We start from the raw sequence: 23,293 nt of genomic DNA on the forward strand, positions 1-23,293 counted from the left end.
AGTATAAGAAAGCTTGCACTATCATTCCAAACTACTCAACTCCACCACATCTCCACTAGTGGCCTTCACAGCATAATTACAATCTAACTTCCCGCACAGCACATACTTCTTCTGCCCAGGATCATACACATAGACGGGTGTTAATTCGAACCATCCCTTGAGCTTGTCATAAGCTTCGTCATGGCTTACAGAAATCCCCTCTTCGCTCTTGAACTCATCAAACATATCGAGCATTGGCTTGTTATCCATATAATTTATAACCTTATAATTCTGCACATCGATGAACAGGAGGATCTTACGCTGGAATATACGATTACTTGGCGCCTTCATCCTCAGTGTTGCCTGAATATGTCCTCTTTCCCGTTGAAAAGTCTTCAACATCCATTCTCCGGATTCATCCGGAAAGAGCTGGCTTAAACCAGCTTCGACTGCGGCTATACATTCGGCTTGTTCTGCGTCTGTGATAGGAAATGAGTCCGGATGCGGCTCACTAGCTATTGCCTGCTCAATGGAAACTACCTCAAGTAGGCGTATCTCCGTACTTTCGAACGGCTCCAGCTCCGTATTCTGTTGCTCCCAATGTATTACTTGATCAATACTCAGTCGTGCTCTCGTACCTGATATAAACTCAAATGGGATGGTGGTTGTTCCGTCATTTGAAATGTAGATTTCTTCTATCCCATAGATCGGCAGGAGTTGCTTCGTCTCGTACACCGGATATTCTATAAGCTGTAGTTGTTTCCTCGCCTGTGGCTCTATCATTTGAAGTGTGAGAGTATAGTTCTCTTTGTGCACAAGGGAGCTGGAAGGAAACTGGCCATATACACTGTAAAAAACAAGCCTGCCTTCCGCATCGAAGCGAAGCTCGATCCGTCCACCAGGAGTGACTGGTATGCTACCTATTTTTTCAATAAAATGATATTCTCCAATCTGTTCCTTCTCTAAGTGGAATTGTTTACCGTATACAATCCTTGCCTCATCTTCAATCCACCGGATGACTCCGTTAAAATCTATATTTTGGAATGGTGTCCCATTCGCATAAGATATCCCGCCAACAAAAATCACACTTTTATAGTTGCGGGATTGTAGGTCAATCGTGATGACGGCAGTTCCTTCCGGATTGTAATCGCCCTTCCATTCCTTCATATGTGCAGGAAACCATTCCATACTAAGAAAATAGTTGGTCTCTCCCAGTATCGTAACGTCGCGATAAATTTCATGAGATTGTAAGTAGTAGTTGTCCAATCCATATTTTTGCTGTGTAGCATCAAGCAGTTCTTTGATTCGAATATCCATCATAGTGCACCCCATAAAATTGATGCCTACATCATACCATTACTTAGTGTTGATTACGAAGCGCAGCAGCGAATATTCGAGTCGATTGTTACTTATTAAATAGTAAAATCTTCTGAATATTCTATATGCTCATGCAATGGGCTTTGCTGATGTTCAGAAAATGATCAGTAGCTTGGGTTTTAATAATGCAGAGTGTAATAATATTTTGCACAACCTTCACCAGAATTCTATACGTGAATAATGACCAAAAATTTTTATTGGAGGTAAATCATCATGAATGACATCATCGATGGAAATGCGGCGTTAATACAATTTTTCCCACTTCCAGCGCATCTTTATAGTAAGGATATTGCTTGTATTGTAACTGTTGCTTATGCAGAAGAGCAGGGACCAAATTTAACGGGCCTCATAAATGCTCTATACTCCAAGGGATATATAAACCTTGATCACCTACTAAATTCCTCATGGAAAAAACTATACCAAGTTCCGAGGTTGGGACACAAAAGACTGATGCTTCTACTTAATTTACTAGAACGAATTTCTGCAGATCCCAAAACCATAGAAAACCATACAATTGTCCCTCGTGTTACAATGCAGAGTAAAAAGGATATTAAAGAATTAACTTTAAAGAGGATTATAAAGAAGTATAACGAAACATCTGTGGTGGTATTAACTGAAGCTACCGAAAAAGAAGCTCGTATAAAGAAAATTAAAGATAGACTCCGTGAAATGGGGTTAATCATATAACAATATCCCGCCAGTATAATGTAGTGCATTCTTTAAATTGGGAGGGTTAAATGAGAGAAGGAGCAATAGAAGTACATTCTTTTACTTACCTTCCATTGCTCCTAATTACATATTTTTTTGAATCTTTTCTTAAAAGATTGTAGCTGTTCAAGGCTTGTAATGACTTTCAATTCATTCAGTAATCGCGCGATGCATCGAACCAGCGTTGAGCCATCTCCTCTGTTATTGGCTGACCAATCAGATGATCAGACTGGCTGAGTTGCCATACCGCTTCAGCAAGGTCTTCTCGTTCGGTGGTTTCGATGCCTTTGAGGTTGTTAAAGCGCGCGGTGAAGGCAGAAATGGCTGCCTCGGCTTCGGCAAAGGTTCGGGCCTCGGACAAAGTTGCCTGTGCAACGTTATAAGCTTCATTAGCCAGCTTGGCCAGACGTTTAGGCCAGGACGAGAACGGGCGGCCGAACTCTGTCGTCCACCACTCAGGCTTTCGTAATTGGCTCACTGAAGCATGGTCGGTCCAAGGGCGTGCTTCAGCTCGTTTTTTCATTTGCTGTTTCAGATGCTTGCCAGCGATCTCTTCCACATTGTAGGCGATGAATCTGTCAAGCAACGGCCAGACGTTCAAGGTAGGAAGCTCCCCCAGATCCGGCATGAAACGTAGCTCCAGATTCGTTAATTTGGCATGTTGAGCCAATATGTCCAGGTCGCAGAAGTTCCCCCACAAACTCAATGAGTTAAGGTTTGGATACCGATTTAGACACTCCAGCGAGATAGGCTGTCCCAGCGGTGTGTTCTGTAGCGTCAAGCTCGTTACCTGGTGCAACTCACCCAGGTCGGGCAGCAAGAAAGGAATATCATTCTTGCGTCGGCCGGTACGCGGCGCTAGTGTCAGGGATGATGGCATATCGCCTGTGGCCGAGAAGCGTGTTAGATCGCCGGACACACTCAGACGGAAAGACCGCTTTGGAAGCTTTAGGCTAAGGGAACTCCCGGATGGGGCCAACTCGATATGCAAGCCATACAAATTGGACTGACTGGTGTCCACCACCGTGTCTGCAGACAGGATCGGTGTCCACGTCATCTCTTCAATGGGCCGTTTCTTTGCCCAGTCAAAAAAGCCTGGGTCACTGCCTGTATAATGTAGAAATCGTGGCCAGGGAGAGCCAGCCGGCGTGGCAAAGGCATCGAATACGGTCCAATCGATTTGCGCATCAGACGCGACATGAAGGTCTGCCTTCTTCCCCAATTGCGACGGACCAATAGATAGACTACCCACACCAGGCTTAATGACAAGAGTGTGACTGCATGGACCTGTCAGATCGATAGGATAACTACCAACTTCTCTAACAGAACCAGCTGAAGGACGAGCTTGGTTATCATTTGGCATTTCTATCATCCTTTCCACTAAAACACATCAAGATCAATTCGACGTGAATTAACTGCTATTTGAACTAATATTCGCGGTTAAAGAACTATCGTCTGATCAATAAATTAGGAGACTTCCATGTATTTTCTAATTCCTCTAATGGCAGCAGTTCATCTGTTATTTTCTGAAATCGCTTCTTCGCACTCTTTCGACAAGAGCCACTGCTTCATAACTTCAAACGCCTGCCCAGCATCCTGTTCATAAAAGACGGCGGTGTTGGCCGGGATACGATGTACATAAATACTCCTCCTGTTTACAGAGAATCAATGGCATACGAACAATACCCAGATAACAGATAAACTTTAACGCAAACATGATTCCGGTATTCCTTCATACTTTTTTCAAAATTCATATGTCCCAAAACGTTCTCTGAGAGTTTCTTCATGCGGGATCCACTCCGAATCACTCCATAAAGACATTCTTACGATTTCTGACAGCTTATCTACGGCTTGTTCCGGTCTCGTAATACTAATGAGGTCCTCAAAATCCTCAATACGGATATCCAACGCTTTCCGCAAGTAGTCATCATTAAGACGCTCTTCTTTGAGTTGTTCATATTCATCCCTCGTCCACTGTTCACAAAAGATTCTTTCGGCTTGAAGGTTTCCATTCTCGAAAAACGACAACTCGAATATTTCCTCATTCATATATCCGACGGTCATCACTGGCTCCTCGATAAGCGAGGACAACGTTTTGCCGATCTCCTTCACCGTACCCCATACAAAATAATCGTGGAGCACGCTGATCCAGTTCTCGTTGTTTTTGCTTACGTACATGACAACTTTGATCTCTGTAGCCTCATTATTTGACTTACCTAATATTTCGCCATGCCTTTCGCTTAGCTTTCTTAATGCTTCGACAGTGTTCTCAAGGTTGTTCGACCTGATATGCAAATTTGCGAATGATCTTCCCACGAGATGGCCTCCTCTAATCGCTTATTTACTTAGCCGAATTCTTGTTTATATGCTATAAATTGGTTCTATGAATGTATCTTATTTTCATTATAGTGATCGCTTGTCCTAAGTCTACCTACTTTTCACCTGAATTTTGGAAATGACCGCTACGCTCCCACATAAAAAAGGAGGATGTCCCTCCGTCATTTTATGACTTTTGGGACACCCTCTGTCGAACTATTCCACATAACATGATTATTAAACCTACGACAACGCCAACATCGCGTTCATATCTTCTTCAGCAGTGGTAATCAGCTTTAACCCAAAGAGCTCTACCAACACATCCAACACCCCATCCGAGATAAACTCAGGCGGTTTCGGTCCGATACGAATATCCTGAATGCCAAGACTGAACAAACCAAGCAGAATGGCTACCGCTTTTTGCTCAAACCAGGACAGCACGATGCTGACAGGCAGCTCGTTCACCGTACAATCAAATGCCTCAGCCAGAGCTAAAGCAATCTTCACCGTAGAACCAGAATTATTACATTGCCCAAGGTCAATATAACGCGGAATGCCTGTGTCTCCAACAGTTCCATAATCTACGTCATTAAAGCGGAATTTTCCGCAAGAAGTGGTTAAAATGACGGTATCGTTCGGTAAGGATGTCGCCAACTCGCGGTAGTAATTCCCACCTTTACCTGGCGCATCACAACCTGCAATGACGAAAAACCGGCGGATATGCCCATCTTTGACAGCCTGAATGATCTCTGGTGCCAGCCCGATTACTGTTTCATGATGATATCCTGTCGTAAGTACCAGATCTGACTCTACATCAGCCGCAGGTAATGACAACGCACGATTAATTAGGGGGGAGAAATCGTCATTCGTGATTTTCGCTACACCTTCTAGTCCTGCAACTTCATATGAGAAAAAGCGGTCTGCATACGTACCTTTAATCGGCATCACACAGTTTGTAGTTGCAAGAATCGCACCAGGAAACTGCTCGAAAAGTCTGCGTTGATCGTACCAAGCTTTGCCGATGTTGCCTTTCAGATGTTTATACTTCTTGAGCGCTGGATAGCCATGGGCAGGTAGCATTTCCGAGTGGGTATAGATGTTGATGCCCTTTCCTTCCGTCTGCTGCAGCAATTCCTCGAGTGCATACAGGTTATGCCCTGTCACCACAATACATTGACCTTCAATTTTATTCTGGCTGACTGTGATTGGTTGTGGAATCCCAAAGCGGTCCGTATGCGCACGATCCAGCAGATCCATGACGCGAACCGCCGCATCTCCAACCTTCATCGCCATTTCCAAATGCTCCTGCGTATTAAAGTTGGAATTGGTCAAGGTCATGTACAAAGCTTCGTGGGTAATACGATCCACTTCAGGATCGCTATATCCTAGCTGCCGAGCATGTGTTGCATAAGCTGCAATTCCTTTTAAGGCAAAAATCATCGTGTCCTGTAAACTCGCAATGGTTTCATTTTTGCCGCATACTCCAACAACGGTGCAACCGCCAGTCGGTGTCTGTTCACACTGGTAACAAAACATATCGTTATCCTCCATATTTAGATAATCTTTCGTTACTCTCAACGTAACAGAACACTAAACCTTGAGTTGTGATTACACACACATTTTTTTAGATCAAGCAGATTTAAATGGCCGTCTATTGATAACAACCATCATTATAATAACGCCTATACAAATGAAAAGATTAATCCCAAAAACCATTCTGAACGCCTGAAGCGGACTCTCCTGTCCTAACTCTCCACTCACCATTCCAAGTCCAAGTGCTGAGCCAAACACCATCCCCGCATTTCGTGTTAAGGCAATTATTCCTCCAATTGAACCTACGTGTTCCTTAGGCGTCTGCTGCATAATATAGCTATTATTCGGAGAAGCAATGAGCCCCATCCCAAGTCCAATAAGACATAGAATCGCAGCGATTCCATAGACCGGGATATTCTCTAAAAATACTAGCAACAGGACGAACCCGCCTCCCATAGCACTCAGCCCCATAAGCATCAGCCGACGAGAACCATAACGATCGGACCAGTAGCCTGCAAGAGGACCTGCAAAGGCCAATGCAATGGGATAAGCCGCCATAATGTAACCGGTCGTGGAGGACGAAAACTGAACCGCTGCTCCCATCAAATAAAATGGAATAAGGACAAGCAAGGTATTAGAAAGAATAAAAGAGGCACAGCTAACGATCAAGCCACCCGCCACAGAAGGAATTCTCAGCGCCCGAAGAGGTAGAAAAGGTGTCTTTTGCCTCCGTTCCCATAATAGAAACGTGACCAACAGCAGGATAACCCCCATCAAACTCGCCATCGTCTGCGTAGACACCCACCCCCACTTGCTCCCATTTGTTATCACGAGAAGAAGCAAGGTGATCCATACCATGAACAAGCTAGCCCCCACGATGCTGACAGTTCCCGATTTACGATCTTGCACACGGCTCGGAATGTACCGGTATGCCATAACTGTAGCCACAATCGCCACAGGAACATGGATCAAAAATAGCCACTGCCAGCTAAGCCACTCCGCAATCAAACCTCCAGCAATAGGGCCTGTCATCCCGCCCAGTGCGACAGCCGTACTCAGAATTCCGAGTGCATGTCCTCTTTTCTCTTTCGGCATATGGATGGTGATGAGCGCAATATTCGTTGCTTGGAACATCGCAGCGCCTATGCCCTGCACAACTCTAAGCGTAAGCAATATTGGCAGATTAGGTGAAAAAGCGACCAAGATCGAACCAACTGTAAAAATCACATATCCGAGATTATGAATGCGGCGAAACCCATAACGATCACCCAGTTTTCCCATCACAGGGAGAAGCGCAGTAATCACTAGTAGGTACCCTGTTGTGATCCATAACCCCTTCGCAAGCTCCGTCTGAAAATGATTTATAAAAAAAGGAAGCGATACATTCATAATTCCGGCTGTAAAATGGGAAATAAAAGCTCCCATACAAATAGCCGCCATCATACCCAACCGCCGCCTGCGGGTGCCCGCTAGCTCTGTATTTTTTGCAACATTCATGCTGATCCCGTCCCCACTCATATTTGTCTAAGAATTACTAACAATTATAAGTAGATCCATTGCCAGGACCAATCCCATAAAGATGGGATATGAGATGTTTAAATGGGCTACAGTCAGTACAACCTTGTCTTCCCCCTCGCTTTCACAGTCATATATTATATCTGCCTCAGCTTGCCTTCTTCGCAATTCGGAAAGTAGCTATAAAGCTTAAAATTACGAAAAGAAGCTGGATCGATAAGGCCAAGAGGATTCCTGTCATTACGCCCCATCCAAAGGATTCACTAATGGTAATTAGGGCACCGCCTAATCCGATGCTAAGAGCAGGACTAAACGCATCAATAAATTGAATATTCGCTGAAATTGAACCTGCATCGCCATCTTCGGCATGCTGTAGTGCAATAGCTCCCGTGGTTGGATGTGCCAGCCCTATTCCAAAACCGGTAAGTATTTGTGAGAACACTGCGAGCACAATTCCATTACCTGAAATGCCTATCACGGTTATGACCAGCGCAACTCCGACTATCATAAAAGCAACGCCAATCGTCACCCGTTGTCTACGGCCCCTCCCATGGTCTTGTTCATCAAGCTTGGATTGCATCCACGCTGCTATTGACCAACTTATAGCCCCGGCAGCAACGATTAAGCCCGCAATATCTGCCGATAACCCTTTAACATTTGTTAGAGCTAGAACAACATAGCTTTCAACAGCATAGTAGCATGCAACAAACAGCCCTCTAGTAACAATGGTTGCCGGCAAACCTTTTTTAACTACTAAAGCACCCTCAGGCAGCAGTTTCCGTAAAGGTTGAATCATAATTAAGCCCCCTGCAATTGAAATCACAATCCCCTTCCAAGAAGGTAAAAATCCTAATCCTGCTAATAGCAGCCCTGTTCCTAATGTTAATAAAATTGCATATATTTCTTTATACGTCCCTCTTTTCGTCGTTGAAGTATTATTATTTTCAGTTTGTAACTTACGAAATAATGGGAGCGTTAAGCATACAGATAGAACAATGAACGGCAGAACAAGCCAGAACACAAACCTCCACGAAAGATTTTCGGCTAAAAGCCCTGCGATATAAGGACCAATTAATGCTGGAAGAATATAAGCACTAGAGAAAGCTGCAAGTATTTTTGTTCTTAGACTGTCAGGGTAACTTAAAGTAATGCTGGAGTATACACAAGTTAAAAGTGCACCTGCTCCGAAACCTTGAAAAGCTCTTCCGCCGATCAACATGTAAATATTGAAGGAAGTTGCTGCAATGACGATACCCGTAACAAAGATTAGAATAGAAACTACAAATGATTTATATACACCATTCTTATCAATCTGCTGTCCAATGACCATTGTGCCAATGATTTGGGATAAAAGAAATGCACTAAAAATCCAACCATAATAATGGATCGCATTCAAACTTTGCGCCACCTTTGGTGCAATCGTCGTAACCCCCAATCCTTCAAATGCTACTGTTGTGACTGCCAGAATAATACCGATAGTCAACGCTCTGTACTGGGCATCAAAAATCCCGATTTTATTATTGCTTGTTCTCATCTTTGTATCCTCCTTATAATTGTCGAAGCATTAGTTGCTATAGCAAGTATTAAGTAATAAAAAACAAACGATTCAAAACAAATGGTCTTGACGATAATCGTCATAGCAACTAATTGGCATGAAGAGCTTCTCTTTTTACAAACAAAATCTACTATAAATCCTTTACATTATTATGAATGACAGAAAGTAGCCTTCTAAAGGTTTCAACCTCTTCCTCAGTTAACCCTTCAATGGTCTTTCTATACGCTTCAAGAGAGGGAGCAAGAATCTCATCTTTTATTTCACGCCCTTTAGAGGTTAGATATACACGTAAAGATCTTCTATCCGTCTCATGGGTTACACGATGAACAAAGCCTTTCTTTTCAAGCTTGAAGAGCATACGCGCAATGTTAGTTTGATCTTTATAGAGTCTTTCAGCAATATCCTTTTGAGTAATCCCTTCACTCTCCCAAAGAATAACGAGGATCTCCCATTGGTCCACCGTAATATCAAAGGGATTTACCACTTTTTGATAATAGTTATTCAGCTTTAAATCTGCCCGGTGTACAATTACGCCTATGTATTTTTCTAATTCCAATGGTATGGCCCCCAGATAATTGACATGATTATAGTTGCTATGACGAGTATAATTGTAAAGGCTAATAAATGCAACTCTAGAATATAAGCTCCTTATTTCGCAGATTTCAGCTTCTTCTTCTCTTGAAGCCAGCCCATCACTAGAAGTATTAGTGGAATGATAAACAGCATCGGAATCTGGACATAGAACCGGACGACACGTAATCCTGTATAGATAAATTCTACATAGTTTCCTGCCATCGCAATGGAACAAATAAACATAACCATAGTCACGGGGATCATTAATTTGCGATAGGAGGGAATACCGAACAATGTTGCCGCACCGATTAGCGTCGCATATAAATAAATGCCGATACGGAAAAAACCACCGACAATAGCCGTGACGAGAAACAATACATCCAATCGTTCTAATAAAGCTCTTCCCTCAATCAACTCCGAGGTTGTTAGCAATGGGTATTGTGTTCTTGTAAATAGATCCGCACCGAGGACAGACACATTTAGCATCGTAACAAACGCGATAAAAGATCCGCTGATCAATAATCCTGTAATCACTGTTTTCTTCACTTGTTGCGGTTTATTCACATAGGGAAACAACATCAAGAACACTATAATCTCTCCAAAAGGAAATACAACGGTGCTTGGAATCGATTGCCTCAGTACGGTTAACCATCCCTCTTCAAGTACAGGTCTTAAATTTTGAAGATTTACATTCCCAGATGTAACAATCGAAATTAGACCGGTTACAGTAACAAGAAGTAACACAGAAAAAAAGAGCTCCGCTGTCCTCGACAACACCTCAATACCTTTTCCAATGACATACATAACCGAAAGTAGCATCAAAGCAATAATAACGAGAAAGGGAGTCTGTGTAAAAACAAAGGATACAGCCATTGAGGCGAATTCACGGACTACAAAACTCCCATTAAACAAGAAATAGACGACATATAACAAGGCGACGATACGACCCACAACGGGCCCTAATATTTTTTTCGCATATTCCGTGAGCGGAAGATCCGGATAAAATAAAGACAATCGATGATAGATTAGAAATAAACAAATTCCCCCGAGCATTCCGAGGATTGCGGTGATCCATGCATCTTGCTTGGCTTCCGCACCAAATCCGGAGATAATCGCACTCACGATTTCAAACATCAATACAAGGATAAACAATTGACGGGGACTGATCTTTGCTTTTTCCAATGTCACTCCTTCTCTCTATGAACAATTCATTTATCAGCTATTATCGATACTTTCCATTATGGTTCTATTACGCAACCCAGTATTACGCAAATAAGCCTCCACTTTCACTTTTACTTCAATGGTGGGAAAGGTCACATCGTTCCAATCCCGCTTTAACGTTCTCCATTGCTTAGGGTGATCACGATGCACCACTTCTCCAAATCCAAAAATGTCCGACTTTTGCTGTTGCATTAATTTAATCGTGGCTACCGCTTCATCATGAACGGCTTGCATGTACAGGCGCTCAATTTGCAAGAACAATTTCGGGTTAGTTACATCAATTGGGACATCAACCTCACCAATATTTGCATCCGCGCCAATCTTCACCTCAATAATTGGTTTACCGGATTTATCAAAGCTTGAATGAAATGATGATTTGGTTCGTATATTCTCGATCCCGATTGTATGTGGCTGACCATTCCAATCCATGGTTAACAATGTCGAATTAACTCTGCCTAACACCCATAAGAATCCACGGCTTTCATTTCCGTCTAACCACCTCATTAATTTCCCATCTTTAAAAGTAGCAATCCCATTAGCCATTAATTTGTCTTCTTTATTTGTAGAATCGAGTTGAATGCCAGTAATCGTAGGTTCTTTACCAGATGAGACGATGGCTTGAATGACTTGGTATATTTTCTCATCGATATTTTCACCAAAGGCTTTCTCGGTTTCAGCTACCATTTTCTTAATTTTAATGGCAGGTGAATTATCGAGACTCGTTCGTTGTTTAATGATTTCTTCTCCTGTCGTTCCCCTCGCGATAACCATTGTAGCGGAAGGACGAAACTCACTATCCCGCTCAATGCCGTCAAAAAGCTTCTTTATCCCTTGTGTTGTAGCTAATTCTTCACCTACCAAGAGAACTATCGCATGACCATAATGCAATTGCCTAGAAAGTTTTTGTGAGAGAACGCGAGTGGCATCAAATACATTATTTCCTTCTGCTGAATATGTGGTTGGAGGTAAAGGCATTGGGCTACCTCCTCCTTGTGTACTTGAGACATTTACAGGATTCACGATCTGAACCGTAACCCTAATGTTCTTTTTTTCTCCTTTATCAATCGCCATCGCAACCACAAAACCGATATCCGTTAACTCTCGACTATCCCAGCAACCCGTAAGGAGAGCAATCATAACCATCGACAAACAAAACCGTGCCATTCTACGTCCCATCTTGATCACCCACTTGCTCTGTTGTAGGCTTCTTCATCAATTTTGGAATCAAATGTCTCATCCAAATCGGTAAAGGTGCATGAATCTGACTATTCTTTACATGCATCATTGGACTATAAGGAGCCATGTAAGGTACACCAAATGAACGTAAACTACACATATGTGCAATGATCATAATCAAGGTAAGAATCATTCCAAAGAAACCGAACGTTGCTGCACTGATCATGAGGAGAAAACGTAACAATCTCGCGGATACAGCAATTGAGAAAACAGGCGTCGCTAGACTAGAGATAGCTGTAAGTGAAACAACAATAACCATTGCCGTTGACACTAAACCTGCTTGTACAGCTGCCTGCCCAATGACAAGTGCTCCAACGATGGATACTGCTGATCCAATTGCTTTTGGCATACGAACACCCGCTTCACGCAGAATTTCAAAAATAACCTCCATTAATAGCGCCTCAACAAACGCGGTAAATGGCGTTGCTTCTAGCTGTGAAACAAGCGAAATCACTAACTGCGTTGGTATCATTTCTTGATGAAAGGTTGTTGCTGCAATATAGAAAGAAGGTCCAATCATCGAAATGATGAACATTACGATTCGTAACAGCCGCAATGCAACACTGATATCATACCGATGATAAGAATCCTCTGTAATTTGAAAGAATTGATTAAAAACGGCTGGGATGATTAGCATAAAGGGCGTTCCATCCACCATAATTGCAATTTTTCCTTCTAAAAGATTAGCAGCGACGGTATCTGGGCGTTCTGTAGGTAGGACCGTTGGAAACGGAGTAAAACTCTGATCTTCTATCATTTTCTCAATATATCCTGATTCCAGAATGCTATCCAATTTGATCTTGCGGAGACGTCGCTTCGCCTCTTCAACAATGCTATCATCCGCGATCCCATTTATGTACATGATCCCTATCCTGGTATGTGTAACTTGACCTAATGTCATCGATTCCAGCCATAAATTAGGATTTCTTATGCGACGCCGAACCATCGAAATATTTGTCGTTAAGCTTTCAACAAACCCTTCACGAGATCCTCGAATAGAAGTATCCGTACCGGGCTCATCTATAGCGCGGACTTCACCGCCCGATGTAGCAATCGCTAGGGCTTCATTCGATCCATCAATTAATAAAATAGTCTGCCCCCACAACAGAGCATCATAGAGTTCATCCCATTGAACAAGCGTCTTCAGACCACCGATTGGAACAATTTTATCAGTGATTACTTGGACCAGATCATTTAATGTCCTTTGTTCATTACTCAGCATGACGTTCAGCAAGACTTCCATGACAAATTGATTAATGGTTGTATTGTTAACAATGCCATCCACATAAATAATTGCGGCTTGAAGCTCCTCCTCCGAGCCCCCAATCGTAAATTCTCGAATAATTATATCTCCACTATTCCCTGTCTTTTGGCGAATCTGCTCTAAATTGACTCTTAATTCTGTTGAATCAATCGGAATTGAAGGGACGGTCCATTGTGGATTGCTTCCAGCACTTTTGCTACTTGCATTGCCATCCTCTGCCATGCCCTTCACCTTTCTCTCCATTATTTGCTGCTCTTTGCGTGATTATTCTACCCATTAACAGCAAATATTATTGGAAGATTAACAATGAAGGCAGGGAAGTAGTATGAAAATATTCGTCGTAACTATACTCTTATTAATCTTAGTAATAGCACTGACCTTTCTGCTTGACTTCATTTCACTCTTTAACATACAAGAAACATTTCGTAATCTAATGGCCTCTTTTCGCGTCATGAGTACCTCAGAACTCATCATCTTTAATTTCTTGATTGTAGGCACAATAACTTATTTAATGTGGCCACTGGTACAAAAATGGCTGCCACAGCAATCTCCATCATCGCAAGGTCAACCATCCGAGCATGTCGACAAAACCCAGACGAAATAGTGATCATCGATTTCGATCTTCCAGCCATATGTGGAATTAACTACCCTCCTTTATAAAAATAAAACCCATGTCTGATGACATGGGTTTTAAAATTAGCTTTTAATATGTGACGTTTAGATTGCTGATCACACTAACCAATAAATTCTTGAACCCACTCACTGTTATAGTAACCTATTCCAATTTCAGTAAAGGAACTATTCAGAATGTTGGCACGGTGACCAGGGCTGTTCATCCATTGATTCATTACTTCTTCCGGGCTCGACTGGCCTTTGGCGATATTTTCCCCTGCTGTATTATAGGAGATCCCAAATGCCTTCATCATGTCGAACGGAGATCCGTAGGTTGGTGACTGATGGTCAAAATAATTGTTGTCGGACATATCCTGCGCTTTAGCCAAAGCCATTTTCGACAGCTCACTATTCAAACTAAGGGGTTTCAAGCCTGCGTTTGTTCTTTCTTTGTTTACCAGTTCCAACACTTTCTGCACTGATGCCGATGCATTGGTGGAGGTTTGCGGATTAGCAGAATATTGTGGGTTGGCCGATTGTTGCGGATTAGCAGAATACTGTGGCTTAGCGGAAGTTTGCGGATAAGTGGTTTGATCCCCTGTTGTACCACCTGTAGGTGGAGTAGTGCGGATAAACCCATCCAGCCATTTCGTTACATCGCCGGGTACTTGTTTAGCATTAATCGTTGATTTCCTAGCATTCTCTGTGGAAATAGAAGACGCTTGAGTTAAGGTTGTTGTTGTAGCTGTTTTGCCAGCATGATGTCCAACCTTCGTTTGTTGAGTAGTCATTTGGTTGTTGGCAGATTGATTACCCGAACAAGCTGTAACGAGCAATAGCGCTACTATTACGATAAATGGTTTAATAACGACCCCTCCTGATTTGGCAAAGTAGTGACTTAATCGAATAAAGTTTTTGTAAAGCACGATTGAATTATTCATCTCTAATTCAAAAAAATAAAAAGCAAAAAAATCCACCAGCAACATTTGTTGCTGTGGACTTTTTGTAAGCTTATTATGTATCGAGATCCGTATTCTTGCTCACATAGAGCTCACTAGGCTGAACTTGATATCGACCGGTTTGCAGCAGCTCTGGTAAACGCCCCATCCGTTCCGCTAAACAAGAAAGACTTTGCTCATGAAAATTAGAAAGCCCCGTATGAATCCGATCTTGAAAAGGTTTAAGCCACCTTGATTCTAAGTGATCAGGACCGAAATAAACCCCAAGCAGAGAGCCAGCCGTTGCTCCAAAGCTATCCGTATCGTTGCCTTGCATCACCTGCTTGCATATTCCATCACCAACATTGTCTGCAAAACGCAGGGTATTAATTAAGGTGCCTATTTCCTGATAAACATCACAGTGACAATAATTCGCATACTTATGGTTAATGCTCTGATACGCTTCCAGCCAGTCATCTGCATTCGCTACCATCTCAAGGCAATCTTTAGTAATCTCGTAGAATCGGCTTCTTTTAGGTACGAATTGCAGAGCCGTATTGATTATTTCAATGGGATCGCGCTGCACGTGAGCAACAGCAATCGCAGCAGCAATGAACATCGTGGAGTAAATGCCGGTCCGGCGATGAGTAAAACTTGCATCCCGCCAAGCTAACTCAGCAGCCAGAGCAGGTTGACCAGGACAGGCATATCCGTAAGCATCTGCACGAATCGCCGCACCGCATAGTTCCGTTCCCTGCACCATAAAATCAGGCCAAGCCTCTATTTCAGAATGATTGAATAGTTCCTTATCATGCTCCAAATAGCTAATCCCTGATCGCATCAAAATAGCTCTTTCCGGCCCCCAAGTTGTACTTATCGGAAGGTGATTTAACCATAAATCCCTTAAATTTCTTTTCGTAAAACCATCACCGAATTGTTCTAGCACCATCATTCCCATTAATGTGTAATTGATATCATCATCAGGTGCCACATAACGAATTCGCCCCCGTGTCGTCTCAAACCAAGACCAATGACGACGATCCAGCGCATGGAGAGTTTCTTCAGAAATGTAATCATTCAGTGGCCATTCCCCTACAGAAGTTAACGCTTGACGTAATTCCAACAAGCTGGGGTTTACCTCTATCGGTTTGCCTAGCATTGAGCCACAGACTGAAGCAAGGAAACCTGCCTCTACACGCTTTGAGCTATCCTTCAGATTCAAAATCCCGACCTGACCTAGAGGTCGAGCCGGATCACATTCCCGCCATATCTCATCTAAATCGTTTGGCTCATAGTAAGGCCAGTTGTCCCTCATTGGAATGACAGCCAAGCTATGGGCGAATTCTAGATAGGCATCATAGCTTGCAGGGAGCTTTTCCAACTTAGCTAAATAACCGGAGGTTTGATGCCCCTGCTCGAATTTATTACGCAGAACTCCCTCTAATTGAAGTTTAAGAAATGTGAGTGATGGTAGCATATTGCATCTCCTTTGTCCTCGTATCTATCCACAATACATCAATATCATAAGCTTTAGAAGTAAAAAATAACTAGACAAAAAAGTATTGGTCGAATATTGATTTTCCCTTAATAATCCTTCATCCCAACACTATCGAAACTGCACAATACACTAACAACAGTCCCATCAGTACATTAAATTGACTTCTATATTTAGATATCATTTTTTTGAAAAGAGAACCACACAAACACCAACAAAAAGTGCCCATATAACCGATGAAAGCAAGAATTAAAGAATAACTCAATAATCTAAAAGAGGAAGAAGGATAGGTAAGGATAAATGTTGATGTAACTGTGATCCCATATAATATCCCTTTTGGATTGATAAATTGTAAAAGCATTCCCGCAATAAAGCTATTGTGTTTATCTCCAGCTGCATCACTTTCTGGTTGTTTACTTGTAATCATTTTAACTGCTAAATACAGCATGTAGACTCCGCCTATTACAGCCATAATAGATTTAATTTGTGGAAGAAGATTATTCAAAAGTAGATTAAAGTAGGAGCATAACAATATGATTATAAAAAATCCTGTACCCACTCCTAAACAAAATTTCATTGATTTTTTGAGCCCAACTTGGTTTGCAAAACCCATTGCCATAATGTTATTGGGTCCTGGAGTAAAACTTGCAACAAATGCATATAAAAACAAAGAAACAAACACTAAATTATATCTCCCCTTCCAACTTGTATGCTATAATGTATCCATCAGACGTTATAACGTACATTCGTGCGTTTTATTGTATATCACGATCGTTATAAAGTAAATGGAGACAGGAGTAATTACAGTGGAAGAAATAAATCTAATTATTGCGGAAAATATAAAAAAGATAAGAAAAAGTAAAGAGTTAAGCCTGGAAAAGGTTGCGGAATTAACAGGAGTCAGCAAAACAATGATTGGTCAAATCGAAAGAGGCGAATCGACACCAACCATTACAACCCTTTGGAAAATCGCCAATGGCTTAAAAATTTCATTTTCTGCGCTGATAGATTACCCAAAGCCTGACACAAGAGTAATCTTAAGAAGTGACATTCAGCCACTGCTTGAAGATAACGGAAAATATCGAGTGTATCTATCTTTTCCATTTGAAGAAAGTAAACGGTTTGAAGGTTATACCGTGGAGATAGACAAGGGTGGATACCTTGATGCCAATTCTCATATGGAAGGTACCGAAGAATTAATCACCGTGTTTGACGGAGAATTGTCTTTCCGTGTCAATAACAATGAATACCTCTTGAAATCAGGTGATTCTATCACATTCCTCGCAGACAAACCCCATGTATATCATAATCCAGGACAAACAATAACCCGGTTAAGCATGATTTTATACTACCCCTCTTAGCAAAAAAATCCCAAGGCACTTGAGACTTGGGACTACGTTCTCTATGATAGGGTTGCTAGATGAGTTAATATCCTTTTACAAAAAACAAGCCATCCTTTAGAAGAACTAAAGGATGGCTTGTTCGTAATGCTTAGAGCGCCGCAATCCGCTGCTGGATGCGTGGAAATAAGGCGAAGGCATTCTCGTAAAATACTTTTTCGTGGTGCTGCTCAGGGACAAGTCGGCGGACAAATTCCGCATACAGGTCAATAGGAGCGAGTGGCCAATCCGTGCCGAACAACATTTTCTCATAGTGGTCGGAATACACCAGCGCCCGGCGAAAATGATCCATGAACAGAGGTTCATTCATGAACCGTTCAAAATGAGGCCGATCACCGACTACAAGACCGGACAAATCGGCATAGACGTTTGGATTTTTGGCCACCACTTCGGCGGCATCCATCACCCACGGATCGCCAAGATGGCAGATCATAAAATTCACATCACGTCGTTGAAACGCTAATTCATCCACGGTAAGTGGATGTGCATATTTTAGCAATCCATTCATCGAGTACGTATCACCGGTATGAATGACCACAGGCGTGCCATACTTTGCTGCCAGCTCATAGATCGGCGAATAGATTTTGTCATAAACGTAATGATGATAGTACCCGGCATAGAGCTTAATACCAGCTACCTCGGGCGCTTGCAGCCGTGCCTCAATTCGATCCAGTTCCTCTTGTGCATCCTTTCCTCCGAGCATGTTCGGATTGATCCCCACGCATTCCATTAAGAAAGGCGGCACAGTATCCTCCAAGTCAAGGCTCATCGGATTAGGGGAAGTAGAGTCAGGGAAAGCTCCCTTCGTCTGTTCCGTGACCCCCATTCCAATGCCGAGAACAACGTCGTTCTTATCAAACTCCGCTTTGAGCCCGGCAGCAGTGTAATCGACTTTGGAGAGATCCAGTGCTGTTTGATGAAAGCTGTCGATGTCCGACAGATGAATGTGAATATCAATGATCGGCATTTAAGATCTCCTTTTCGTCAGTAGGTCTAGCAAAGGTCAGCTTCAAAAGACTGCGGACATCCTCTGAATTCAGAGCGAGTTCTCCCATGATCAGGAAGGAGGGCTGTGTCCAAACGGTTTCTCCATTTAGAAGCGGAAGATGATGATGCACCCCGTGATTAAATACCTTATTGTTCACATACGCCGAGGCACTCTGATTCGGGTGACTGCTCACCATATGCAGCATATCCTTACGCGAAGATGCACCAATTCGCAATAGTCCCTTGGCCTCAAGATAGGTTTCAACCGTTCCTAATAAGAACTTGCCCTCCTTGGAGAATTCCATCCATCCTTCGGCATAGACTGGCGAAGGTTTGATATAATTCTCCTCCGACAACGAATAATTCGGCAAGGTCATTCCGCTGTCATTAGTCACCGAATGCAACACACAGAGCACAGGGACGCCGGGGAGCATAAGGTAATGCTGATTAACAACAATCCCTCGGTTCTTTTCCTGCTTCTCGATTGAAGTAGTGATACGTAATCCTTTCCATACATTGCCCTGAACATCCATTTGCTCGGTCCAAGCTGCGCTTCTTGGCTCCTCCAAACGACTAAATCCACCTATGCCTGAAATACCTACACCGAGTCCACCATGCCAAGGATTCCACCAGGAACGTGGTGCTGCTTCCGGGTAGGAGCTATCCAACCATTCTTCTCCATGGTGCTTCAGGGAGTGCACAACACTGCCGAAATCAGGAGTAGCTGCAATAGAAAGTACTCCGTTACTCACAGTGTAAATAGGACCCGCTGGTCCCTCTTCTATATCACAGATAACGGCTGCTGTTTCCGTTTGAGGGAACCAGAGGCCTGTTCGCTCTTGAATACGATCCTCTCCACGATAGACGACTCGAACCTTCTGTCCTGATTGGCTGTATTCTGAAGAAGATTCTGCTTCCTCAGGTGAAAGCTCAAAGCCCGCGGAGTGCAGATTCTGCTCTCTTTGCAGCTCCATCTCAGCGACTTCCTGCTCCTCTCCTCTATCCGTTAGTACATACAGCTCGAGACTTCCATTAAGCGGAGTCATCTTTCGTTCGATGAACTCCGCATGAAGCGCCCCCGCCGCAAACGGATTTCCACCGCCGAGCGTTAATTCAAGATGATCATCCAACACCGGTGTGATCGGATCCAGCTGCTTCCGTGCAAAGGTGCGGAAATCCGACCACTTCAGGAAGGTGTTTAGAGCAAACACCAGTGTCTTTGTTCGTACGACATCTCCAGCAGAGATTTGACCAAGATTATGCTCCAGTCCAAGTGGATACTCCGGACGAAGCAGCTTCAGCGAAGGGTCCCAGCAAACGCCGCATGTGACATTTTCTTCCTTGCTAAACAACCAATTTTCCGTAATTTGAGCGCTGTCCCAATAACTCGGATCACCCGAATAAGCATCGCCCATATCTACGTAATGCCCCTGATAAGGCAGGATGAGCCGTTTGCCAAAAAATCCGAAATTCGTTAGCAGATACATATCCTCTTCCAACGTTTGGTTACTAGTATTGCGTACCTCGCTATAAAACTCAGCGATTCCGTTTGCAAAAAGCTTAGCCACTCTTTTTATCTCCAGACCCGGGAATTCATCCGATTCATAAAGGGTCTCTAGAACTTGGCCCTCTCCTTCGGAATAGATCTTTACTTCTTTAGCCTGTTTCTTCGAGAATTCTTCGGCGAATGGTTTACCTAACTTCGGATGGGTTAACCAGAAATTATGGCTCGATCCGGGATATTCAATCCACATCCCATTGTCGTTATTATTAAGATGTACGGAATAGGCGCCGTTTACAGCCACCCACTGATCCCCGTTTTCCCCACCGAAGCGGCCATGTGTTCCTTTCATTAGCACGGATAATTTGCTGATAAAGGACACTGCCTTCTCTCCAGCCGGAACGGCCGTCACCTCAATATCCCGTGAATAAAGGCCATATGAATTTAGGGTAAAGGGGACTCGGATGGAAGCCTTACTTTTAGCTGGAACCGAGAAGCTTACTGCCCGATCCGCCCACGTCAAAAATTCTTCCTCTGGCAAATCAAAAGAAAATTCCGCTTCCGCTGCAAAATTATTCTCAACGTTCAAATATAACTCAGCGTGAAGACCCGGATACAGCTCACGTGTTGGCAACTCCATCATCATTTTCAGCGGGAATTTAGGAGCAACACCTATGCGGAACTCAGCGCGCTTGCCACCGATGATCCATTTGCTCATAACCACGGGGTGAGTCTTCTTGTCGTTTTGCTCTTCACGAATCGGATCAAGCTCGAACTCACCTTCTACGATAAGTGTTTCTCCTGGCGCGAGTGTTGGTGCAGCAGACAAGGCAAAACGAATATTTTTGTCATTTTGGCCTTTGATCTCAATAGCCAGATCAGACGCCGAACGATTCTTGATGTGATAGCGAATCTTGTAGGTGGAACCGAATACAAGATCGTGATCGTCAATCTCCGTGGAGATTTCATAGTCAGGTGTATCAAGAGCCGTCAGGCCGCGACCGGTCTTCTCGAATTCTGCACGTAAGGAGAGTTCTCCCTTTTGCCAAGTGTAATCGAAGAAATCAAAACCACGCTCCCGGCGGCCATCCGGCTGAATGGGCAGTTCACGGGTACTGTCTGCATACCAATCCAGCTGTTCAAAATAAGGAGCGAGTGCTTCCGTCTGCAGAACCGTCGGAATAAAGTTCATCAGATGAACGTAATCCTCATTTTTTTCCCAAAAGAATCCACATTTCTTATACATCGGTACGGCCTTCGTATTGCCTGCCCAAGTAAACAGATCAAGACGTGGCCAGCCCGCTTCAATTGTTGTACGAACAGCGTTCAAAATCAGATTACGACCTACCTTGTATCCGTGATAATCAGGTCGTACATTCAACAACGGAACATACAAAGCTCCTTCGTCTTGACGGTAATGGGCAAAGCTGCAGAAGCCAACCACTTCCTCACCATCAACGGCGAGAAACACATTCAGATTGGACGAGATTTCCATCTCGCGGCGCACTGTATCCTCTGTTCTCTGATTGGTGCCTCCACCCCAGCTTTCGTTGCTACGGTTCCACATTTCTGCAACCGCCTTAGCGTAAGAAGGATCATATTCTATAATGCGGATTTGTTCCGCTGTAGTCTTAACAGTCATGCTCTCAGCTCCTTCTTCCTCAAATAGAGTATGTATACAACTTTATTCAAATAACTCCTACGAGTTCTTATTATACTATTAATTGGAAGGCTGTTACGAGGTAAAAAACTCTTTCTCCTTATTTTCTACATAAAGCCACTGCCAGCAGAAAGCTGCAGAATAAAAAAGCTGTCGAGACTCCCTCGACAGCTTCGAATCTACTCTATGAGCAGTTCTATTTAACAACTCTCCACATGATCCGTTGATCTGTTTTTCAAATTCGCGATACCTACAATACCAATCAACAACACGCAGAAAGAATAAGGAAGTGCCATATTCGCGGTGTATAAAGCTGTGCCTATAACTGGACCTATGAATGATCCTCCACCTTGAAGGGCCGCAATAAAGGAAGCAACGCTTCTTTGTTCATGGTCTTGAACCGCCATTGAAGCACCCGCACTGTAGCCAAGCAATGTAAAGCCGATGCCAATTCCCAAGAATGTAAAGTCCACATAAGCAAATCTGATAAACAATAATAAGCCTAGCAGACCCAAAGCCACAAATAATAGCCCTACGAGTAGCACTTTTTTAGGATGCCATTTGAGATATTTGCTGATCACAATTTGCGAGAGTACCACCATTACTCCCGAGATAGCCAGACCCGTTCCAATTAACTGAGTGGCTTGCTGGGTACTGTATCCAAGGCTGTCTTGCACAAAAAATCCGATAGTAACCTGCACAATATTCAGAGCAAAAGATAGCAATAGCCCAATCCATAAATAGAGGCGTATCCGTTTGTCATTGGGTGAAAGTGAAATCGCCTGCCGTTCGATCTCGATATTCTTTTCTTTAGGAATAAACACTAGAAATAAAATAGCCAAGGTGAATAATAATATGGCTGCGGCGTACATTGGTGAGGTGAGTCCCAGCGAAGCCATTCCTCCGCTCATTGCAGGTCCTACTACGAAGCCAAGTCCATTGGCTGCACCGAATAATGCCATTCCCTGAGTACGGGTCTCTTTTGTACTCCAGCCCATAACATATGCTTGTGCTAATGCCGGAATACCTCCAAAGAAAAAACCGGCGATTGCGCGAAGTATAAAGAAACTCCAAAATAGGCTTGTTTTACTCTCAGCATGTACTGCATAATCAGCCAGCAGTGCAAAAATGACTAGTGTTGCCATGTAGATGAACATAATCGAAGCGAGCAGCCATTTTCGGCTCATGAATGTTTGTTTTTCCCAGAAATATCCTCCGAGCAGCCAGCAAAGTCCCGCTACCGATACCAAACATCCTGATTGAAAATCACTAAGTCCCAAATTTCGAGCAAGCGGGCCAATAATCGGATTAAATGCGGCTATCGATATCATCCCTGTAAGTACGATTAGAAACATAATACCCAGTCTGTATTTCATGAAATTCCCTTCTCCTCTCAAGTAAACCTAAACAATATACGACTCAT

General features: G+C 43.2%; 19 protein-coding genes. 3 read left to right on the plus strand and 16 right to left on the minus strand.

Going from position 1 to position 23,293, the window contains the following annotated elements:
* Positions 1 to 21: 21 nt before the first annotated feature.
* Complete coding sequence (locus NST34_RS20890) at positions 22 to 1,299, minus strand: hypothetical protein (RefSeq protein ID WP_341128693.1); 1,278 nt, start codon at positions 1,297 to 1,299, stop codon at positions 22 to 24.
* 270 nt (positions 1,300 to 1,569) lie between these two features.
* Between NST34_RS20890 and NST34_RS20895 the strand changes: the two genes are divergently transcribed.
* Entirely contained in the window at positions 1,570 to 2,043 is a 474-nt protein-coding gene (locus tag NST34_RS20895) for a hypothetical protein (protein ID WP_076286520.1), read from the plus strand.
* A 175-nt stretch (positions 2,044 to 2,218) separates the two neighbouring features.
* Here NST34_RS20895 and NST34_RS20900 read toward each other — a convergent pair whose 3' ends face one another.
* The 9 genes from NST34_RS20900 to NST34_RS20940 form a co-directional block, all read right to left on the minus strand.
* Complete coding sequence (locus NST34_RS20900; protein WP_076299317.1) at positions 2,219 to 3,427, minus strand: hypothetical protein; 1,209 nt, start codon at positions 3,425 to 3,427, stop codon at positions 2,219 to 2,221.
* A 380-nt stretch (positions 3,428 to 3,807) separates the two neighbouring features.
* A complete protein-coding gene (locus NST34_RS20905; protein WP_076286522.1) occupies positions 3,808 to 4,380 on the minus strand; it encodes a hypothetical protein in 573 nt (190 codons plus the stop codon).
* A gap of 243 nt (positions 4,381 to 4,623) precedes the next feature.
* Entirely contained in the window at positions 4,624 to 5,916 is a 1,293-nt protein-coding gene (hcp, locus tag NST34_RS20910) for a hydroxylamine reductase (RefSeq protein ID WP_042189677.1), read from the minus strand.
* A gap of 93 nt (positions 5,917 to 6,009) precedes the next feature.
* Complete coding sequence (locus tag NST34_RS20915) at positions 6,010 to 7,410, minus strand: MFS transporter (RefSeq protein WP_341128694.1); 1,401 nt, start codon at positions 7,408 to 7,410, stop codon at positions 6,010 to 6,012.
* A gap of 166 nt (positions 7,411 to 7,576) precedes the next feature.
* Complete coding sequence (locus tag NST34_RS20920; RefSeq protein WP_341128695.1) at positions 7,577 to 8,962, minus strand: MFS transporter; 1,386 nt, start codon at positions 8,960 to 8,962, stop codon at positions 7,577 to 7,579.
* A gap of 151 nt (positions 8,963 to 9,113) precedes the next feature.
* Positions 9,114 to 9,539 carry a MarR family winged helix-turn-helix transcriptional regulator gene (locus NST34_RS20925; RefSeq protein ID WP_042189684.1) on the minus strand — a complete coding sequence of 142 codons (426 nt, stop codon included), beginning with the start codon at positions 9,537 to 9,539 and terminating at the stop codon, positions 9,114 to 9,116.
* 92 nt (positions 9,540 to 9,631) lie between these two features.
* Entirely contained in the window at positions 9,632 to 10,738 is a 1,107-nt protein-coding gene (locus tag NST34_RS20930; RefSeq protein ID WP_341128696.1) for a GerAB/ArcD/ProY family transporter, read from the minus strand.
* Between the two features lie 33 nt (positions 10,739 to 10,771).
* Positions 10,772 to 11,953, minus strand: a complete 1,182-nt coding sequence (locus tag NST34_RS20935) for a Ger(x)C family spore germination protein (protein WP_076286526.1) — start codon at positions 11,951 to 11,953, stop codon at positions 10,772 to 10,774.
* Positions 11,943 to 13,520, minus strand: a complete 1,578-nt coding sequence (locus NST34_RS20940) for a spore germination protein (RefSeq protein WP_076286527.1) — start codon at positions 13,518 to 13,520, stop codon at positions 11,943 to 11,945. The genes NST34_RS20935 and NST34_RS20940 overlap by 11 nt, the downstream gene beginning before the upstream one ends.
* A gap of 82 nt (positions 13,521 to 13,602) precedes the next feature.
* On the opposite strand from NST34_RS20940, the gene NST34_RS20945 reads away from it, so the two are divergent.
* Positions 13,603 to 13,881 carry a hypothetical protein gene (locus NST34_RS20945; protein WP_076286528.1) on the plus strand — a complete coding sequence of 93 codons (279 nt, stop codon included), beginning with the start codon at positions 13,603 to 13,605 and terminating at the stop codon, positions 13,879 to 13,881.
* Between the two features lie 130 nt (positions 13,882 to 14,011).
* On the opposite strand, the gene NST34_RS20950 is transcribed toward NST34_RS20945, so the two are convergent.
* The 3 genes from NST34_RS20950 to NST34_RS20960 all read right to left on the minus strand — a co-directional run bounded on the left by NST34_RS20950 (position 14,012) and on the right by NST34_RS20960 (position 17,004).
* The gene (locus NST34_RS20950) at positions 14,012 to 14,875 is read right to left on the minus strand and encodes a CAP domain-containing protein (protein WP_341128697.1); all 864 of its coding nucleotides are present in this window, start codon (positions 14,873 to 14,875) and stop codon (positions 14,012 to 14,014) included.
* A gap of 28 nt (positions 14,876 to 14,903) precedes the next feature.
* Positions 14,904 to 16,304, minus strand: a complete 1,401-nt coding sequence (locus NST34_RS20955) for an ADP-ribosylglycohydrolase family protein (RefSeq protein WP_076286529.1) — start codon at positions 16,302 to 16,304, stop codon at positions 14,904 to 14,906.
* A 118-nt stretch (positions 16,305 to 16,422) separates the two neighbouring features.
* Complete coding sequence (locus NST34_RS20960) at positions 16,423 to 17,004, minus strand: LysE family transporter (RefSeq protein ID WP_341128698.1); 582 nt, start codon at positions 17,002 to 17,004, stop codon at positions 16,423 to 16,425.
* Positions 17,005 to 17,128: 124 nt separating this feature from the next.
* Here NST34_RS20960 and NST34_RS20965 point away from each other — a divergent pair, with 124 nt between their 5' ends.
* Positions 17,129 to 17,683, plus strand: a complete 555-nt coding sequence (locus NST34_RS20965) for a helix-turn-helix domain-containing protein (protein ID WP_076299323.1) — start codon at positions 17,129 to 17,131, stop codon at positions 17,681 to 17,683.
* A gap of 130 nt (positions 17,684 to 17,813) precedes the next feature.
* On the opposite strand, the gene NST34_RS20970 is transcribed toward NST34_RS20965, so the two are convergent.
* From NST34_RS20970 to NST34_RS20980, 3 genes are all read right to left on the minus strand, one after another.
* Positions 17,814 to 18,689 carry an amidohydrolase family protein gene (locus NST34_RS20970; protein WP_076286532.1) on the minus strand — a complete coding sequence of 292 codons (876 nt, stop codon included), beginning with the start codon at positions 18,687 to 18,689 and terminating at the stop codon, positions 17,814 to 17,816.
* On the minus strand, positions 18,676 to 21,852 hold the full coding sequence (locus tag NST34_RS20975; RefSeq protein ID WP_341128699.1) for a GNAT family N-acetyltransferase: 3,177 nt from the start codon (positions 21,850 to 21,852) through the stop codon (positions 18,676 to 18,678). The genes NST34_RS20970 and NST34_RS20975 overlap by 14 nt, the downstream gene beginning before the upstream one ends.
* 218 nt (positions 21,853 to 22,070) lie before the next feature.
* The gene (locus tag NST34_RS20980) at positions 22,071 to 23,246 is read right to left on the minus strand and encodes an MFS transporter (protein WP_341128700.1); all 1,176 of its coding nucleotides are present in this window, start codon (positions 23,244 to 23,246) and stop codon (positions 22,071 to 22,073) included.
* Positions 23,247 to 23,293 lie beyond the last annotated feature (47 nt).

The organism is Paenibacillus sp. FSL H7-0714 (genome assembly GCF_038003765.1).
In the GTDB taxonomy this organism is placed as follows: Bacteria; Bacillota; Bacilli; order Paenibacillales; family Paenibacillaceae; genus Paenibacillus_AQ.